Raw genomic sequence first — 16,095 nt, forward strand, 5'->3', positions numbered from 1 at the left:
CGAGTTCGGCAAGCAGTTCTAGTCGGTGCCGGACTCGATGGCGGCGTGGTCGAGTGCCGAGGAGTCGACGGAGCTGTCGGGGCCGCTTGCTGCGATGGCGTCGGCTCCGCCTGCGGGCAGTTCGCCGATCAGGTCGCCCCAGGCGGTGAGTTGATTCTGCGCGGCGTATTGCTCGAGTTTGCTGCGTGAATCGGCGATGTCGAGGTTGCGCATGGTGAGCTGACCGATGCGGTCGCCGGGGAAGAACGCCTGGCCCTGGCTGCGCTCCATCGACAGCTTCTCGGGGTGGTAGCTGAAGTTGCTGCCCTGGGTGTCGACGATGGTGAAGTCCTGGCCGCGGCGCAGTCGCAGTGTCACGCTGCCGCTGACGACGTTGCCGACCCACCGCTGCAGGCCCTCACGGAGCATCAGCGCCTGCGGATCGAACCAGCGTCCCTCGTACAGCAGGCGTCCGAGTCGACGGCCCTCGTTGTGGTAAGAGGCGACGGTGTCCTCGTTGTGGACGGCGTTGACGAGGCGTTCGTAGGTGATGTGCAGCAGCGCCATGCCGGGGGCCTCGTAGATGCCGCGACTCTTGGCTTCGATGATGCGGTTCTCGATCTGGTCGCTCATGCCGAGACCATGGCGACCGCCGATGGAGTTGGCCTCCATGACGAGGTCGACAGCGCTGTCGAAGGTCTTGCCGTTGATGCGGACCGGGCGGCCGCGCTCGAACTCGACGGTGACCTCTTCGGCGGCGATCTCCACCTCGGGGTCCCAGAACTTAACGCCCATGATGGGGTTGACGATCTCGAGCGAGGTGTCGAGGTATTCGAGACTCTTGGCCTCGTGGGTGGCACCCCAGATGTTGGCGTCGGTGGAGTACGCCTTCTCGGCGGAGTCGCGGTAGGGGAGCGTGCGCTGGCTGAGCCACTGCGACATCTCGTGCCGGCCGCCGAGCTCGGCGACGAATGCCTCGTCGAGCCAGGGCTTGTAGATACGCAGCTGCGGATTGGCGAGCAGGCCGTAGCGGTAGAACCGCTCGATGTCGTTGCCCTTGTACGTCGATCCGTCGCCCCAGATCGAGACGCCGTCTTCCTGCATGGCGCGGACCAGCATCGTGCCGGTGACCGCGCGGCCGAGCGGGGTGGTGTTGAAGTACGTCTGCAGCGACGAGCGGATATGGAATGCCCCGCAGGTCAGTGCAGCCAGGCCCTCCTCGACGAGAGGCTCGCGGCAGTCGATGAGCCGCGCTTGCTCGGCCCCGTAGGCCAGGCCGCGCTCGGGCACATCGGACAGATCCGGTTCGTCGTACTGACCGATGTCGGCGGTGTAGGCGTACGGCACTGCGCCGTGCTCGCGCATCCATGCCACGGCCACCGAGGTGTCGAGACCGCCGGAGAATGCAATGCCGATTCGTTCACCGACCGGGAGAGAGTTCAATACCTTCGTCACGGCAGCAGCCTAGTAGGGGTCGTTCCGCAGGCTCCACTCCCGGCCTAGTAGGGGTCGTTCCGCAGGCTCCACTCCCGGCCTAGTAGGGGTAGTTCCGCAGGCTCCACTCCCGGCCTAGTCGTACTACTGATCCGGCCGATCGGCGAGCGACTCCACTGCACCCCGGACCGCATCGAGATGCACGGTCATGGCGCGGGCTGCCGCGTCGTATTCGCCGGATCTGATGCCGTCGACGATCGCGTCGTGTTCGACGTTGGATTGCTGCTGCCGATGTGCGACGAGGTTGAGGGTCTCGGACTGCCGGGTCAACGCATCCCGAATATCGACGATGATCGCCTCGAATACGCGGTTCTTGCTCGCTCGCGCGATCGCCGTGTGGAACTGCGCGTCCAGCAGTACCCAGGCCTCGTGGTCGTCCTCGGAGCGCATCTCGTCGGCCAGACCGGCGAGCACCGTCAACTCCTCGTCGGTACGACGCTCCGCGGCCCAGCCTGCAGCGGGAATCTCCACGTGAGGGCGGGCCTCCATGAGCTCGCGGGCCGCGTAGTTGCCGATGTCGAGGTCGTTTCCGACGCGGTCGCGAACGACGAAAGTGCCCAGGCCCGTTTTGGTTTCGGTCAGGCCGAGGGCATGGCAGGAACGCAGCGCCTCACGGATGACCGAGCGGCTGACGCTGTGCCGGGTGGCGAGCGCGGCCTCGGAAGGCAACTTCTGCCCTACGGGTAGATCACCCGACGCGATCGCCGAGCGGAGGTCGGCGAACACCGCCTCGGCTGCGCTCATTCGGGCATTCGTGGGCGCACTGACTGCCCAGCTGTCCGACAGGTTCATGACGCAATCCTAGCCTGGGGTTGACCGATGAGGTGTTCTGCGCCACACTCTACCTGTCAGACAGCCGGACAGCTGGACACCCCATCAAGGAGCGCAACCGTGGCCGATACCCGCATCGAGAAGGATCTTCTCGGCGAACGCGACATCCCGAAGACTGCGTACTGGGGGATCCACACCCTGCGCGCTCTCGAGAACTTCCCCATCACCGGGCGTCCGATCTCCACCAACGCGCACCTCGTTCGCGGACTCGCAGCGGTGAAGTGGGCGGCTGCGTCGGCCAATCAGGATCTCGGAATTCTCGACGCCACCCGCGGGGAAGCAATCCGCACGGCGTGCCAGGAAATTCTCGACGGCCAGTGGCACGAGGAGTTCGTCGTCGACGTCATCCAGGGTGGTGCGGGCACCTCGACCAACATGAACGCCAACGAGGTCATCGCCAACCGTGCGCTGGAGATCCTCGGGCACGCCCACGGCGACTACAGCATGTTGCACCCCAACGAGCACGTGAACGCGTCGCAGTCCACCAACGACGTGTATCCGACGTCGGTGAACATCGCGACCATCTTCGCGGTGCACGAGCTCATCGCCTCGATGAAGGTGTTGCGGGACTCGTTCGGCCGCAAAGCAAGCGAGTTCGCCACCGTCGTCAAGATGGGCCGCACGCAGCTGCAGGACGCGGTGCCGATGACTCTCGGTCAGGAGTTCGGCACCTACGCGATCATGATCGACGAGGACTGCTCGCGGCTCGAGGAAGCTGCACTGCTGGTGCACGAGATCAACCTCGGAGCCACCGCCATCGGCACCGGACTCAACGCCCCCGCCGGATACACCGAATCGGCTGTCGCACATCTGCGGACCATCACCGGTCTGCCGCTGGTGACGGCAACGGACCTGATCGAGGCAACGCAGGACGTCGGTCAGTTCGTCCACCTGTCCGGTGTGCTCAAGCGGGTTGCGGTGAAACTGTCGAAGATCTGCAACGATCTGCGGTTGCTGTCCTCCGGTCCGCGGGCGGGCTTCAACGAGATCAATCTGCCTCCGATGCAGGCGGGTTCGTCGATCATGCCCGGCAAGGTCAACCCCGTCATCCCCGAGGTGCTCAATCAGGTCGCCTACGAGGTGATCGGCCACGACGTCACGATCACGATGGCGGCCGAGGCAGGACAGTTGCAGCTCAACGCATTCGAGCCGATCATCGTCAAGTCCCTGTCCGACGGTATGGCGCATCTGAGTGCCGCGTGCCGCACCGTCGCGCATCGCTGTGTGGACGGCATCACCGCCAACGTCGATCTGCTGCGTGAGCGCGTCGAGAACTCCATCGGCCTGATCACCGCGCTGAGCCCGTATCTCGGATACGTGGAATCGACTGCGATTGCCCAGGAAGCGTTGGTCAGCGGGCGCAATGTGGTCGACCTCGTACTCGAGAAGGGGCTGCTGGCCCGGGACGAGCTCGATCGGCTCCTGAGTCCCGAGCACCTCGCCAACCTTCGAGTGGCGCCGGTCGAGCATGCAGATGCTCCCGAGACGTCGACGAGGTGACGCGATGAGCACCGAGAACAGGAGTGTCGATACCCGCAAGGCCTTCACCGAGGAAGACCCCGGTTATCGAAAAGAGCTGGCCCCACGTCAGATTCAGATGATCGCCATCGGCGGTGCCATCGGAACCGGGCTGTTCATGGGAGCCGGTGGCCGCCTCCGCGACGCAGGTCCGGCGCTGGTACTGGTGTATGCGCTGTGCGGATTCTTCGCCTTCCTGATCCTGCGCGCACTGGGCGAACTGGTGATGCACCGGCCGACCTCGGGCTCGTTCGTCTCGTACTCCCGCGAATTCTTCGGGGAGAAGGTCGCTTTCGCGGCCGGCTGGCTGTACTGGATGAACTGGGCGATGACGGCGGTCGTCGACGTGACGGCCGTGGCGTTGTACATGAACTTCTTCAAGAAGTACTGGGCACCGCTCGGCGACATCGACCAGTGGGTGTTCGCACTCGGGGGCCTGCTGCTCGTTCTCGGGCTGAACCTGGTGTCGGTGAAGGTGTTCGGTGAGCTCGAGTTCTGGTTCGCGCTCATCAAAGTCGTTGCACTGGTGACGTTCCTGTTGATCGGTACCTACTTCGTCATCTTCGGAACGCCCATCGACGGGCAGGAGCCGGGGTTGAGTGTGCTGACCGACAACGGCGGACTGATCCCCAACGGGCTGCTGCCTGCGATCGTGGTGATCCAGGGCGTGGTGTTCGCGTACGCCTCGATCGAGCTGGTCGGTACCGCTGCCGGCGAGACGCAGAACCCCGAGAAGGTCATTCCCAAGGCGATCAACACCGTCATCATCCGTATCGTCGTGTTCTACGTCGGCTCGGTGCTGCTGCTCTCGTTGTTGTTGCCGTACACCAGTTATCAGGCCGGTGAGAGTCCGTTCGTGACGTTCTTCGGAGCCATCGACGTCGAGGGTGCCGACGCGATCATGAACCTCGTGGTCCTCACTGCGGCACTGTCCTCGCTCAACGCCGGCCTCTACTCCACCGGACGCATCCTGCATTCGATGGCGATCGCCGGTTCGGCTCCCGCATTCGCTGCGCGGATGAACAAATCGGGTGTGCCGTACGGCGGAATCGCACTGACGTCGGTGGTGACGCTGCTCGGCGTCGTGCTCAACGCAGTGGTCCCGGCGCAGGCATTCGAGATCGTGCTCAACCTCGCCGCTCTCGGCATCATCAGCGCCTGGGCCGTCATCGTGGCGTGTCAGCTGAAGTTCTGGTCGCTGTCCAAGACCGGCGCGGTCACTCGACCTGCGTTCCGATTGTTCGGTGCCCCGTACACCGGATACGCAACGCTAGGCTTCTTGGCGTGTGTACTCATGCTGATGGCCTTCGACAAACCGGTCGGTACCTGGACGGTGGCGTCGATCCTGCTCATCGCGCCGATGCTCGTCGGTGGTTGGTTCCTGTGCCGCAAACGAATTCGAGAGGTGGCGGCGCGCAGTGAATAAGTTTGTCGCCCTGTTGACCACCGGCGGCACCATTGCCAGTAGTCGCGACGAGCACGGGGTTTCTCGTCCGGTCGCCGGTGTCGGGGTGGATGTCGACGGCGTCGCGGTGCGCGAGGTGATGTCGAAGGACAGCTCGGCCTTGGACTTCGCGGATCTCGACACCATTCGTACGGCGGTGGCGGACGCGCTCGCCGAGGACGGATGCGTCGGAGTGGTGGTGCTGCACGGGACGGACACCATGGAGGAGTCGGCGTTGTACGTCGATCTGTTCCACGACGACGAGCGTCCGGTGGTGTTCACCGGCGCGCAGCGCACTGCCGATCATGCCGATCCGGACGGCCCCGGCAACATTGCCGCGGCAGTGGCAGCAGCGCAGTCCGAGCGCGGTGTGCTGATCGCCTTCGGTGGGCGCTTGCTGCCCGCACGGGGTGCGATCAAGAAACACACCACCGAGCTCGACGCGTTCCGCTCAGCCGCATTGTCGCGACCGAAACCGTTGCCGTGGAAGCCCATTGCCGGGGTCCGCGTGGACATCGTTGCGTTGTATCCCGGTGCCGACGGCCTGCAGATCGATGCGTGCCGCCAGGCGGGGGCGTCGGGCATCGTGCTTCAGGCTCTCGGCTCGGGCAACACCAACGCCGCCGTGGTGCATGCGGTGAAAGAAGCAGTGGCGGCTGGGGTGCACGTGGTCGTCACGACGCGGGTGCCGTTCGGTGAGACCTCGCCGACGTACGGCGGCGGCGGGGGTGGACACGATCTGGTCGATGCGGGTGCGGTGTTCTCCCGGGAACTGCGGGCGGGGCAGGCACGGATTCAGTTGGCGGCGCTCGTTGCCACCGGAGCGAGTGACGTGGCTGTCCACAATTCCTTCTCGTAGGCGGGAAACCGTGCGCGGAGGCGAACAGTGGACAACGGCGGCAGTGCCGTTCGAGCTACAGCTCCGACTCGCCCCAACTCTCGACGTGTAGTTCGTCGCCGACGGTCACCGTGCCGTTCTGCAGCACGGAGAATTTCGACCCGAAAGCGACACCCTTCTGTCGGCTGCGGCGGTAGTCACCCAGGGTGCGCAGCGGCTCGGGCCCGCTGCGCTCACCGGTTGTCTGCTCGACAGTGGTGACGGCGCACCGGATCGCCAGCTTGGTGTACGCGAGACGCGTGGATCCGATGGTCACTTCCCGCACCTCGTCTTCCCGATGCGGTTCGTCCCAGCCGTCGACGACGATATTGGGACGAAATCGATTCATCGGCAATGCGGCGTCGAGTCGGGAATTGAGCCCGGCGAGCGTGGCGGTCGAGAGAATGTGGACTGCCGCGCTGTCGGCGAATTGTGCTGAGCCGGGCGATATTCCGTCGGTGATCCGGCCGAGGTCGCGCGGCGCGGCGACGAGCCTCGACGGTTCTCCGATCACTTCGGTCAGCCAGCCCGCGACCTCGTCGCCCTGATCGACGCCCCGCATCGGCGTGCGGAACATGGTGATGTCACGCGACTCGGAATCGCGGTCGATGGCCACGGTCACCGAACCCATCGCTGCGTGGTCGAGCGTCAGCGACCCGTCCGTCACCGAGCATCGAACGACCGCGAGGCCGGGGTCGCTCCGTTGGCTGCGAAATGCGCCGTCGGCGTCGACGATCATGAATGCGCGATCGTGCTCGAGGCCGGTAGCGCTCACGTGGGCAGAATCCAACAATGCACCTGCGCATCCCTTGACTGGGTAGGTCAGCAGAGACGACACGCGCACTCGTCGAGGATACTGGGATCCATGACTCGTGCGCTGTTGGTTGTGGATGTGCAGAACGATTTCACCGAGGGTGGCGCGCTGGCGGTGGCCGGCGGGGCGGAGGTCGCGCGCAGGATCAGCGCGTACCTGGCGCGCCAGGGCGACGACTACGACCTCGTGGTGTCCTCGCGGGATTGGCACGACGCAGAGGGCGACAACGGCGGGCATTTCGCCACCGATGCCGCACCGGATTTCGTCACCACGTGGCCGGTGCATTGCGTGGCAGGCACGGTCGGTGCCGAGTACCACCCCGATTACGCGACCGGTTCGGTGGACGAGCACGTCTACAAGGGGCAGGGCAAGCCGTCGTACTCGGCGTTCGAGGGCGTCACCGAGGACGGGACACCCCTGGCCGAGATACTCGCTGCCAACGAGGTCACCGACATCGACGTCGTCGGGCTTGCGACCGACTACTGTGTGCTGGCCTCGGCCAAGGATGCCGTCGCCGAGAAATTCGACGTCCGCGTCCTCACCGACCTCGTCGCCGGGGTTGCTCCCGAGACCTCCGCGGCGGCCCTCGACGAGCTGAGAGCATCCGGCGCTTCGGTGGTCTAGGCCGACGCGACCACCGTCGTCAGCAGCACGGCCGCGTCTGTCATGGCTCGCAAGGAGTGCGGTGCTTCGGGGACGATCAAGAAATCTCCGGACATTCCGCACCACACATTGCTGCCGCTGACCAATTCGACCCGACCGGACAGGACATGCACGGTGGCCTCTCCTGGGTTGCTGTGCTCGGACAGTTCGGCACCGGCAGCGAGCGCGATCAGTGTTTGTCGGAGAGCGTGGTCGTGGCCCCCGTACACCGCCACCGCCGCCCGACGCGACGAGGCGGCGGTGGCCGTCGCGATCTGCGTGCCGACGAGTGCGTCGAGCGAAACCTTCTTCATTCGGTCACGGTGACGGGAGACCACAGGTCCGGCCCGAACACCTCGTAGGAGATGCGGTCCGGCGGTACGCCGCGCTGAAGGGCCGCGAGCCGGACGGCGCGCAGGAACGGCAACGGTCCGCAGCTGAGCACGTGGGTGTCCGCGGTGAAGGCGATCCGGTCGAAATCCATCAATCCGGTGAACGACGTCGAATCGTCCGCGTCGACGGTCTCGTACCAGGCTTGATCGACGACGTCGTCGAGTGCTTCGGCCGCGGTGGCGATCGCCTGTCGCAATGCATGGTCGGCGCGGCTGCGGTCGGCGTGGGCCAGTATCAGTGGTCGGCCGGGCTGAGTTCGAGCGAGATGCTCGACGAGCGGCAGCACCGTGGTGATTCCGGCACCGGCCGTGGCGATCAGCAGCGGTCCTTCGCCGGTAGGTACTCCGAAATCGCCTGCAGGACTGCTCACTTCGAGAATGTCGCCGACGTCGACGGCCTCTTGGAGGTGGGTCGAGACCTGCCCGGGCGGACCGTTCCGTACCTGTGCCACCGTGATCTGCAGGCGGGTGTCGGAGGCGATGGACGAGACGCTGTACTGACGCGGCTGCCGGGTGCCGTCGGCGAGGTCGACGAACACCGTGACGTACTGGCCGGCCGCGAGTGCGGGAAGGGGAGCGCCGTCCGCGGGTTCGAGGACGAGCGAGACCGTGCCGGGGCTTTCCTGCGTGCGCCGCATCACGCGATACGGGCGCAGCGGATTGTGGGGGTCGATGTCTGCCGCTGCGTAGAGGCGCGCTTCGGTGGCGACGAGCTGAGTGGCGAACAACCAGTAGACCTCGTCCCACGCGGCAGCGACGGCGGGAGTGACGGCGGCGCCGAGGATGTCGGCTACGGCACCGAGCAGGTGACGGCCGACGAGGGTGTACTGCTCCGGGGTGATGCCGAGGGTGATGTGCTTGCCGGCGATGCGGCGCAACACCGGCTCGAACGACGGTGCGTCCGGGTCGATCAGTTGCACGGCGTAGCCGACCACCGACGCGGCCAGTGCCCGACTCTGCTCTCCGGTTTCCTGATTCGCGCGGTTGAACAGCCGCCACAGCTCGGGGCGTTCGCCGAGCATCGACTCGTAGAAGCGGGCGCTGATCGTTTCGGAGTGTTCCGCGACCACACCGGCAGTGACTCGGACGACGGCCTCGGCAGCGGGAGACAGAGCGGGGTGGGTGTCGGACGAGGGGCGGGGTGGTGCAGTGAGGGTCACGTCACCACCCTGGCCGCTGCGCTGCTGTCGCAGCAGCCCTTTACGTCCCGACGTCGAGGGACCTTCGTCCCTCGGGTGGCTTTCTAACTGTCGATCGTCGTGGTGATGGAGGTGACCGACGGTGCCGCCGGGGTGCTGCCGAATCCGAATGTCACCGGGGGTGTGACGGGGGTGAGCGATCCGAGGTCCTCGCCCTGCCACGATGCAGAGACGTCGGTGACGCGATGTTGGTGCTTGGCACCGTAGTACTCGCGTCGGCCCCCGCCTGCGCTGCCGCGGGTGCGCACTCCGCGCAGTACGACTCGGGCGATGGGGTCGCTGATCGCGCAGAACCACGGTGCCGTCGAGACCGCGTCGGGCACGATGCTCAATGCGCGACCGAGCACGGTCGGCCCGGCGACGCGGATCCTGATCGACAGGTCACCGGCCTGCACCGATCGCCATCCATTCGGCTCCGCTGCGAAGGTCACCGGGACCAGCTCGGTGGAGTCGAATGTGTATGTGGCGGTGACGAATTCGCGTACGTCCTCGTTGGGGGCGATCAGCAGACGCTGTCCGTCCGCGAACTGGACCATGACGTCGGTGAATTCCCCGAGCGGCGACCGCGTCCAATGCCCGACGACGATCCGCACGCCGGACGTCGTACCTACCCCGTAGATCTCACCGTGAAACCGTGATCTGGTCATCACACCGACTGTAGCCATGCTCGGCCCGGGTCGGTGCATAGTGGAGGTCATGGCGTCCTCGCAACCCACTGTATTCGTCCTGTTCGGCGCGACCGGAGACCTCGCGAAGCGAATGGTCCTGCCGTCGTTCTACCAGCTCCATATCGAGGGCCTGCTGCCCGAGAAATGGGTCCTGATCGGCAACGGCCGCAGGGACACCTCCGACGACGAGTTCCGCGATCACGTCCGCAGCGTCCTCGACGAGTTCGCCGAGAACGTGGACGACGGCGATTGGTCCGAATTCTCCGAGCGAATCCGCTTCGCGGGCAACGGCTTCACCGTCGACGATCCCGGTACGTTGCCCGAGGTCGTCGCCGAGGTGAAGAAGGACATCGGCGACGACGCCCAGCTGGTGCACTACATCGCTCTGCCTCCGAGCACCTTCGTCGATTACACGAAGGCCCTGGGTGCACACGATCTCGCCGAGGGTTCCAGGGTGGTCTACGAGAAGCCCTTCGGCACTTCTCAGAGCAATTTCGAGGAACTCGACAAAGCCGTCCACGAGGTCGTCGAGGAAGAGCAGGTCTACCGAATCGACCACTTCCTGGGCAAGGAAGCGACCCAGAATCTGCACGTGCTGCGGTTCGCGAACGGCATGATCAGCGGCATCTGGAACTCCGAGCACATTGCGCAGGTGCAGATCGACGTCCCCGAGACCCTCGACATCGACGACCGCGCCGAGTTCTACGACGAGACCGGTGCCGTGCTGGACATGCTCGTCACGCACCTGTTCCAGGTCGCGGCCGAGGTGGCGATGGAACCGCCGGCGTCACTGAAGGCCGAGGATCTGCAATCGGCTCGGGAGACGGTGATCGGGAAGTTCCGGGCGTTGGACACCGACGAGGTGGTACTCGGTCAGTACGACGGTTACCGCGACGTCGAGGGAGTCGACGACAACTCCGAGGTCGACACGTTCGTGGCGGCCAAGCTGTGGGTCGACACCGACCGCTGGCGTGGAGTGCCGTTCCTGCTGCGCACCGGAAAGATGCTGGGTGTCGGAGCGCAGCGGGTGTCGTTGGTGTTCCGCAAGCCCGCCGACAGTCCGCTCACCGAGCTGCCCGAGGACGGGGCGGTGCTGTCCTTCGATCTGTCCGGAGACGGCAGCATCGACATCGCCATGACGGTCAAGGAACCGGGCCCGGATTTCGATCTGTCGGTGGGACATCTGGCGTTACCGCTGAAGTCGATGCCCGACGCGGAGCCGCTCAGCCCATACGCGCGCCTGATCCTCGATGTGCTCAGCGGAGACAGATCGTTGTTCACCAGGCCGGACGGTCTGGCGCACGTGTGGGATGTCGCGGCTCCCTTGCTGAGCAACCCGCCCGAGGTGAAGAGTTACGAGCCCGGTTCGATGGGACCCGCCGAGGCGGACGCGCTCGCCGCACCCTGTGGCTGGTTGATCACCGGGAATACCGAGGGCTGAGTCTGCGTCGCGTTTCGGGGTCCGAAACAGTCGGTGGGTCCTTTTTGTCCGAAACGATGGACTGTACCGAGTTGCCGACGATATGTTTCTGACGCTCTTACATCACCCGTCAGACCCCCCTCGACGTTTCTCGAAAGGCCTTCACCCATGTTCTTGGACCTCATCACCGATCTCCTGCCCATCCTCGGTGGCGGCGAGGAAGGCGGCCTCGGCGACCTCATCACCGGCGGACTGCTCGACGGCTTGCTCGAGGGACTCCTCGGAGACAGCACCGGTAGCTTCGGCTCCAGCTAGTCCCACATCGCAGAAGGCCCTGCTCCTCGTCCGTCGAGGAGCGGGGCCTTCTGTCGTGCAGGTGGGCCGTCACGGCCGGAGTGGCATCAACATCAACCCCGCGAGGTAGATCAGCACGACGGTGCCGCCGGTCAGGACCGTGCCGGCAACGGTGGCGAGGCGGACGATGTTGACGTCCCAGCCGAAATATTCGGCAACGCCGCCGCAGACGCCTCCGATCATCTTCTGCGAACTGGACCGGGTGAATTCTCTGGGGGAACCGCTCTCGAATGTCATGGTGAAAAGTCTGCGTCATCAACGGCTTTCGGCACATCGGGGGTTTCACCCATATCGACCCCGATAAACGGACGGTCCGGCAAACGGTGCTCGAACAGGATCTCCGACTTTTACGCGCCGAGACCTGGACCGGACGCTTCGGTGAGGGTTACGGTCGCACCCGATCGGTCGTAAGGCGTATCGCGCGTACCCGGCTCGTCCCCCTTGCGGGCCGGGTACGCGCAACGCTGCCGCAGGCGTGTGGTGTTCACCGAACCGCCATGGAATGGTCACCGATGAGCATTAACTTTCGGCACATGACCGACAATGATCTGCGCAACGGTGAGGCTCCACGCACGAACCTGAGCGACTTGCTCGACATCACCAAGGCGGTAGATCTTGCCGACACCTCGGGCTTCGCCGTCGACGACTCCGATGACGACGATCCGATACTGCTGACCGTCCCCGACGGCCACGTCGTCGACACCTGGCGCGAGAACTACCCGTACGACGAGCGCATGACGCGCGCCGAGTACGAGCTCGAGAAGCGTCTGCTGCAGATCGAACTCCTGAAGCTGCAGATGTGGACCAAGGAGACCGGTCGACGGCACGTCATCGTCTTCGAGGGCCGAGACGCCGCCGGCAAGGGCGGCACGATCAAGCGATTCATGGAACACCTCAACCCGCGCGGTGCGCGTGTGGTTGCGCTGGAGAAGCCGTCGGCGCGCGAGTCGACCGAGTGGTACTTCCAGCGTTACATCGCACACCTGCCCGCGGCCGGGGAGATCGTCCTGTTCGACAGGTCCTGGTACAACCGTGCGGGCGTCGAGCGGGTCATGGGTTTCTGCACCGACGAGCAGCACGCCCACTTCGTTCGCCAGGCACCGCTGTTCGAGCAGATGCTCGTGGACGACGGCATCAGTCTGACCAAGTTCTGGTTCTCGGTGTCGCAGCACGAGCAGCGCACCCGCTTCGCCATTCGGCAGGTCGACCCGGTGCGGCAGTGGAAGCTCTCGCCCATGGACCTCGCCTCGCTGGACAAGTGGGATGCGTACACCGCGGCGAAGGAAGAGAATTTTCGCGCCACCGACACCGATGTCGCACCGTGGACGGTCGTCAAGAGCAACGACAAGAAGCGGGCTCGCATCAACGCGATGCGTTTTGTGCTCAACAAGTTCGACTATGCCAACAAGGATCCCGAGATAGTCGGGGAAACAGACCCGTTGCTTGTGGGCCGCGCGAAAGAAGTGATCGGCGAATAGTTTTCACTGCATAACCGGTGAGATTTCCGGTGAACCGTTGCGGCACCATCTTTCCGGGGTCTCGAGTTGATACCGGGTGCTGCGCCAAACCTTAGCGTGCGGTAAGAACGAGGGAGGTCGTATCACCTACGGCTGTACGTACACGCGAGCATCAGGAGTTCTCATGGGTTCAGCAGCACAGTTCATTTCCGACATCGCTTCGGGCGTCTACGACGGCATCGTCGACGCGATCGTCGATCAGATCGTCGGCGTGCTGACGTCGGGTAGCGCCGCTTAATCGTCCGTAGCGCGTCGCGGTCGCAGTCGGGGGCGGCCGCGACGTCTCGGCACCGTCACCGTTTTGTGATATCGCACCAAGATTTTCGACTTTTACTGTCATTTCCGTGTACAGAGCGTGACCTTCTGAGGTAGAAATCTTCTTGCAGAGTTCATCGCGTGACACAAGTCACTGCAAATCTGCATACCCCCCTCGATGAAGGAGTAGTTCCATGTCCGCTGAGCTCGGTGACCTTTTCGCGATCCTCCTCCAGCTGTTCTCCGGTATCAGTTCCTCTTCGGACTGACGTACCTCGGTTCCGTACCGTCGGCCTCGGATTCGTGAGCACCCGGTCGGAGCCTCCAGCAAGGTCCACCCGCGACATCGGCGCGGTGTTCGTGATGCCGGTTCGGCATCGAATCCCACTCTCTTCAAGGAGAATTCATGGAATTGCTCGCGATCTTGCTTCAGCTGCTCGCGCTGGGTAGCTCGGAAGGTAGCGGCTCGGGCACCATCGAGATCCCCGGTCCGTCCATCTGACCCACGACCATGAGCCGGGCTCGACGCGACGTCGAGCCCGGCTTTCGTGGTTCGAAGTCACTCGATCGGTCGAGAAGTCCTGCGAGCCTCGATGATTCGGTAGCGGTTCGGTCCTCAGGGGCGTCGGGGCTGGCCGGTGAGTGCTCGGCATAGGGTTGCCCGATGCAGACGGTTCCGATTCAGATGCCCGACGGTTCGACGGTGCCGGTCTCACTGTTCCCCGGTGAAGGCCGCGACGACGCACCCGTCATCGTCGTTCTTCCCGGCCTCGGCATTCCCGGTGGTTACTACCGACTGTTCGCCGAGGCGCTCGTCGCGCGCGGTTTCCACGCCGCGATCGGTGACCTGCGCGGCCAGGGAGACAGTGTGCCCAAGCCGAGTTCGGCGAGTCGGTACGGGTATCAGGAGCTGGTGTCGGTCGACTTACCGGCGATCTTCGAGGTGGTTCGCGAGCAGTTCCCGGCGGCGACGCCGTACTTGCTCGGGCACAGCATGGGTGGGCAGCTCGGCTCGATGTACGCCGCGCGCATCAGGGGCAGGCTCGGCGGATTGATCCTGGTGGCGTCGGGCTCGCCGTACCACCGCGGTTTCGGTACGACCCGCGGTGTACCGCTGTACGTGGGCGCGGCGGCGATGGCGATCACCAGCAACATCGCCGGGTTCTGGCCGGGGGATCGCATCGGCATCGGCGGATTCGGTCGGCAGTCGCGGGTTCTGATCGACGATTGGTCCCGGTTCGCGCGCAGTGGCTCGATCGAGCCTGCTGGGGCCGACATGGACTACGAGGAACGGATGGGCCGTCTGACGCTGCCGGTGCTGGCGGTGACCATCGAGGGCGACGACCTCGCGCCTCGCGGCTCGATGGACAACCTCGTACGCAAGCTCGCCCGTGCCGATGTCACCTCGGTACACGTCGACGAGCCGCTCGGGCACAACGGTTGGATCCGTAACCCCACGGCGGTCGCCGACCTCGTTGCGGAGTGGATGCACAGGTAATTCGCACGAACTAACTTTTGGTCGTTTCACACGCTATTCGTCATTTCTACCTACTTTCGGTTCGTTTTGGTGTAAGAAGTTTTTGAACCAGCAATTGTTCGACGACGATAGTGAGCACGACTATGAACGGCCAGGGGGATTCGGTAGGTCGAATCGGTGGTGGGGAGCGGTGTCGCCGATCGCGTGCGCTGTGCAGAGTCGTCGTCCTGTGTGTGGTGGCATGCGTCGCAGCAGTAGCGCACCCACTCGCCTCCGCGGCCCCGGCCGACTCGGTGGCCGGTCCGACGGAGTCGTACGTGGTGCGCACCGAGGTGGCCGACGACACCGCGATGACCGCGTTCGTCCACTCCGCCGCGATGAACCGAACGATCCCACTCAAGATCCTGCGATCTCCCGATCGGACGACTCCGAGCCCCACTCTGTACCTGCTCAACGGCGCGGGCGGCGGACTCGACGGAATGGACTGGTACACCCAGACCGACGTCGTGGCGTTCTTCGCCGACAAGAACGTCAACGTGGTGACTCCCGTCGGCGGGGCCTACTCCTACTACACGGACTGGCAGCAGGACGATCCGAGGCTCGGACGCAACCAGTGGGAAACGTTCCTCACGGCCGAACTGCCGCCGCTCGTCGACGATCTGTTGGATACCAACGGCCGCAACGCGATTGCAGGTATCTCGATGGCTGCGACCTCGGTCCTGAACCTCGCCGCGCACCACCAGGGGCTGTATCGAGCCGTCGGTTCCTACAGTGGATGCGCGTCGACCACCGACCCGTTGGGGCGGGCATACGTCAAGACCGTCGTGTCCATGGCGCTCGGCGCGAACGTGACGAACATGTGGGGGCTGGACGACCACCAGGACTGGGTACGCAACGATGCGGTGGTCAACGCCGAAAAGCTGCGTGGCACAGCGCTGTACATCTCCAACGGTAGCGGACTGGCCGGGGCATCGGACACCCTCGACGGCACCAATCCCAATGGGCCCGGCTTCGTGTTGCTCAACCAGATGGTCGTGGGCGGTGCCATCGAGGTGGCGACCGGAGACTGCACACGGAGGCTGAAGACGGCCCTCGAACAGCTCGACATCCCGGCCCACTTCGAGTTGCGTGAGCGCGGCACCCACTCGTGGGGCTACTGGCAGGACGACCTGCACGATTCCTGGCCGATGTTCGAGGACGCGCTCGCCGGCTGA

16 protein-coding genes are annotated in these 16,095 nt (G+C 64.8%); 9 read left to right on the plus strand and 7 right to left on the minus strand.

Annotation, left to right across the window (positions count from 1 at the left end; translation table 11 throughout):
* Window positions 1–18: 18 nt before the first annotated feature.
* The gene (argG, locus tag CH283_RS01560; RefSeq protein ID WP_068048189.1) at window positions 19–1,434 is read right to left on the minus strand and encodes an argininosuccinate synthase; all 1,416 of its coding nucleotides are present in this window, start codon (window positions 1,432–1,434) and stop codon (window positions 19–21) included.
* A gap of 123 nt (window positions 1,435–1,557) precedes the next feature.
* Window positions 1,558–2,265, minus strand: a complete 708-nt coding sequence (locus CH283_RS01565) for a FadR/GntR family transcriptional regulator (RefSeq protein ID WP_068048192.1) — start codon at window positions 2,263–2,265, stop codon at window positions 1,558–1,560.
* Window positions 2,266–2,364: 99 nt separating this feature from the next.
* On the opposite strand from CH283_RS01565, the gene aspA reads away from it, so the two are divergent.
* The 3 genes from aspA to CH283_RS01580 are packed head-to-tail and all read left to right on the plus strand — an operon-like array spanning window position 2,365 to window position 6,125.
* On the plus strand, window positions 2,365–3,804 hold the full coding sequence (gene aspA / locus CH283_RS01570) for an aspartate ammonia-lyase (protein ID WP_094641015.1): 1,440 nt from the start codon (window positions 2,365–2,367) through the stop codon (window positions 3,802–3,804).
* A gap of 4 nt (window positions 3,805–3,808) precedes the next feature.
* On the plus strand, window positions 3,809–5,248 hold the full coding sequence (locus tag CH283_RS01575; RefSeq protein ID WP_094641016.1) for an amino acid permease: 1,440 nt from the start codon (window positions 3,809–3,811) through the stop codon (window positions 5,246–5,248).
* Window positions 5,241–6,125, plus strand: coding sequence for an asparaginase (locus tag CH283_RS01580; RefSeq protein ID WP_094641017.1), 885 nt, complete (start codon window positions 5,241–5,243; stop codon window positions 6,123–6,125). Before CH283_RS01575 ends, CH283_RS01580 begins: the two co-directional genes overlap by 8 nt.
* A gap of 55 nt (window positions 6,126–6,180) precedes the next feature.
* On the opposite strand, the gene CH283_RS01585 is transcribed toward CH283_RS01580, so the two are convergent.
* Window positions 6,181–6,987, minus strand: a complete 807-nt coding sequence (locus CH283_RS01585; protein ID WP_094641018.1) for an MOSC domain-containing protein — start codon at window positions 6,985–6,987, stop codon at window positions 6,181–6,183.
* Between the two features lie 21 nt (window positions 6,988–7,008).
* Here CH283_RS01585 and CH283_RS01590 point away from each other — a divergent pair, with 21 nt between their 5' ends.
* The gene (locus tag CH283_RS01590) at window positions 7,009–7,581 is read left to right on the plus strand and encodes an isochorismatase family protein (protein ID WP_094641019.1); all 573 of its coding nucleotides are present in this window, start codon (window positions 7,009–7,011) and stop codon (window positions 7,579–7,581) included.
* Here CH283_RS01590 and CH283_RS01595 read toward each other — a convergent pair.
* The 3 genes from CH283_RS01595 to CH283_RS01605 form a co-directional block, all read right to left on the minus strand.
* Window positions 7,578–7,913, minus strand: coding sequence for a cupin domain-containing protein (locus CH283_RS01595; RefSeq protein ID WP_094641020.1), 336 nt, complete (start codon window positions 7,911–7,913; stop codon window positions 7,578–7,580). The genes CH283_RS01590 and CH283_RS01595 overlap by 4 nt on opposite strands.
* Entirely contained in the window at window positions 7,910–9,151 is a 1,242-nt protein-coding gene (locus tag CH283_RS01600; RefSeq protein ID WP_176460415.1) for a globin domain-containing protein, read from the minus strand. Before CH283_RS01600 ends, CH283_RS01595 begins: the two co-directional genes overlap by 4 nt.
* 83 nt (window positions 9,152–9,234) lie before the next feature.
* Window positions 9,235–9,837, minus strand: coding sequence for a hypothetical protein (locus tag CH283_RS01605; RefSeq protein WP_094641438.1), 603 nt, complete (start codon window positions 9,835–9,837; stop codon window positions 9,235–9,237).
* Window positions 9,838–9,886: 49 nt separating this feature from the next.
* Here CH283_RS01605 and CH283_RS01610 point away from each other — a divergent pair, with 49 nt between their 5' ends.
* Window positions 9,887–11,299, plus strand: a complete 1,413-nt coding sequence (locus CH283_RS01610) for a glucose-6-phosphate dehydrogenase (protein ID WP_094641440.1) — start codon at window positions 9,887–9,889, stop codon at window positions 11,297–11,299.
* A gap of 147 nt (window positions 11,300–11,446) precedes the next feature.
* Complete coding sequence (locus CH283_RS28155) at window positions 11,447–11,593, plus strand: hypothetical protein (RefSeq protein ID WP_156516122.1); 147 nt, start codon at window positions 11,447–11,449, stop codon at window positions 11,591–11,593.
* A 69-nt stretch (window positions 11,594–11,662) separates the two neighbouring features.
* Here the strand turns inward: CH283_RS28155 and CH283_RS01615 are convergent, their stop codons facing one another.
* Window positions 11,663–11,869, minus strand: a complete 207-nt coding sequence (locus CH283_RS01615; protein ID WP_068048215.1) for a PspC domain-containing protein — start codon at window positions 11,867–11,869, stop codon at window positions 11,663–11,665.
* 296 nt (window positions 11,870–12,165) lie between these two features.
* On the opposite strand from CH283_RS01615, the gene ppk2 reads away from it, so the two are divergent.
* From ppk2 to CH283_RS01630, 3 genes are all read left to right on the plus strand, one after another.
* On the plus strand, window positions 12,166–13,110 hold the full coding sequence (gene ppk2, locus CH283_RS01620) for a polyphosphate kinase 2 (protein ID WP_068048218.1): 945 nt from the start codon (window positions 12,166–12,168) through the stop codon (window positions 13,108–13,110).
* Window positions 13,111–14,068: 958 nt separating this feature from the next.
* A complete protein-coding gene (locus CH283_RS01625; protein WP_068048221.1) occupies window positions 14,069–14,902 on the plus strand; it encodes an alpha/beta hydrolase family protein in 834 nt (277 codons plus the stop codon).
* 122 nt (window positions 14,903–15,024) lie between these two features.
* Window positions 15,025–16,095, plus strand: coding sequence for an alpha/beta hydrolase (locus tag CH283_RS01630; RefSeq protein ID WP_094641021.1), 1,071 nt, complete (start codon window positions 15,025–15,027; stop codon window positions 16,093–16,095).

It is taken from the genome of Rhodococcus sp. 05-2254-2, from assembly GCF_002259095.1.
GTDB lineage: Bacteria > Actinomycetota > Actinomycetes > Mycobacteriales > Mycobacteriaceae > Rhodococcoides.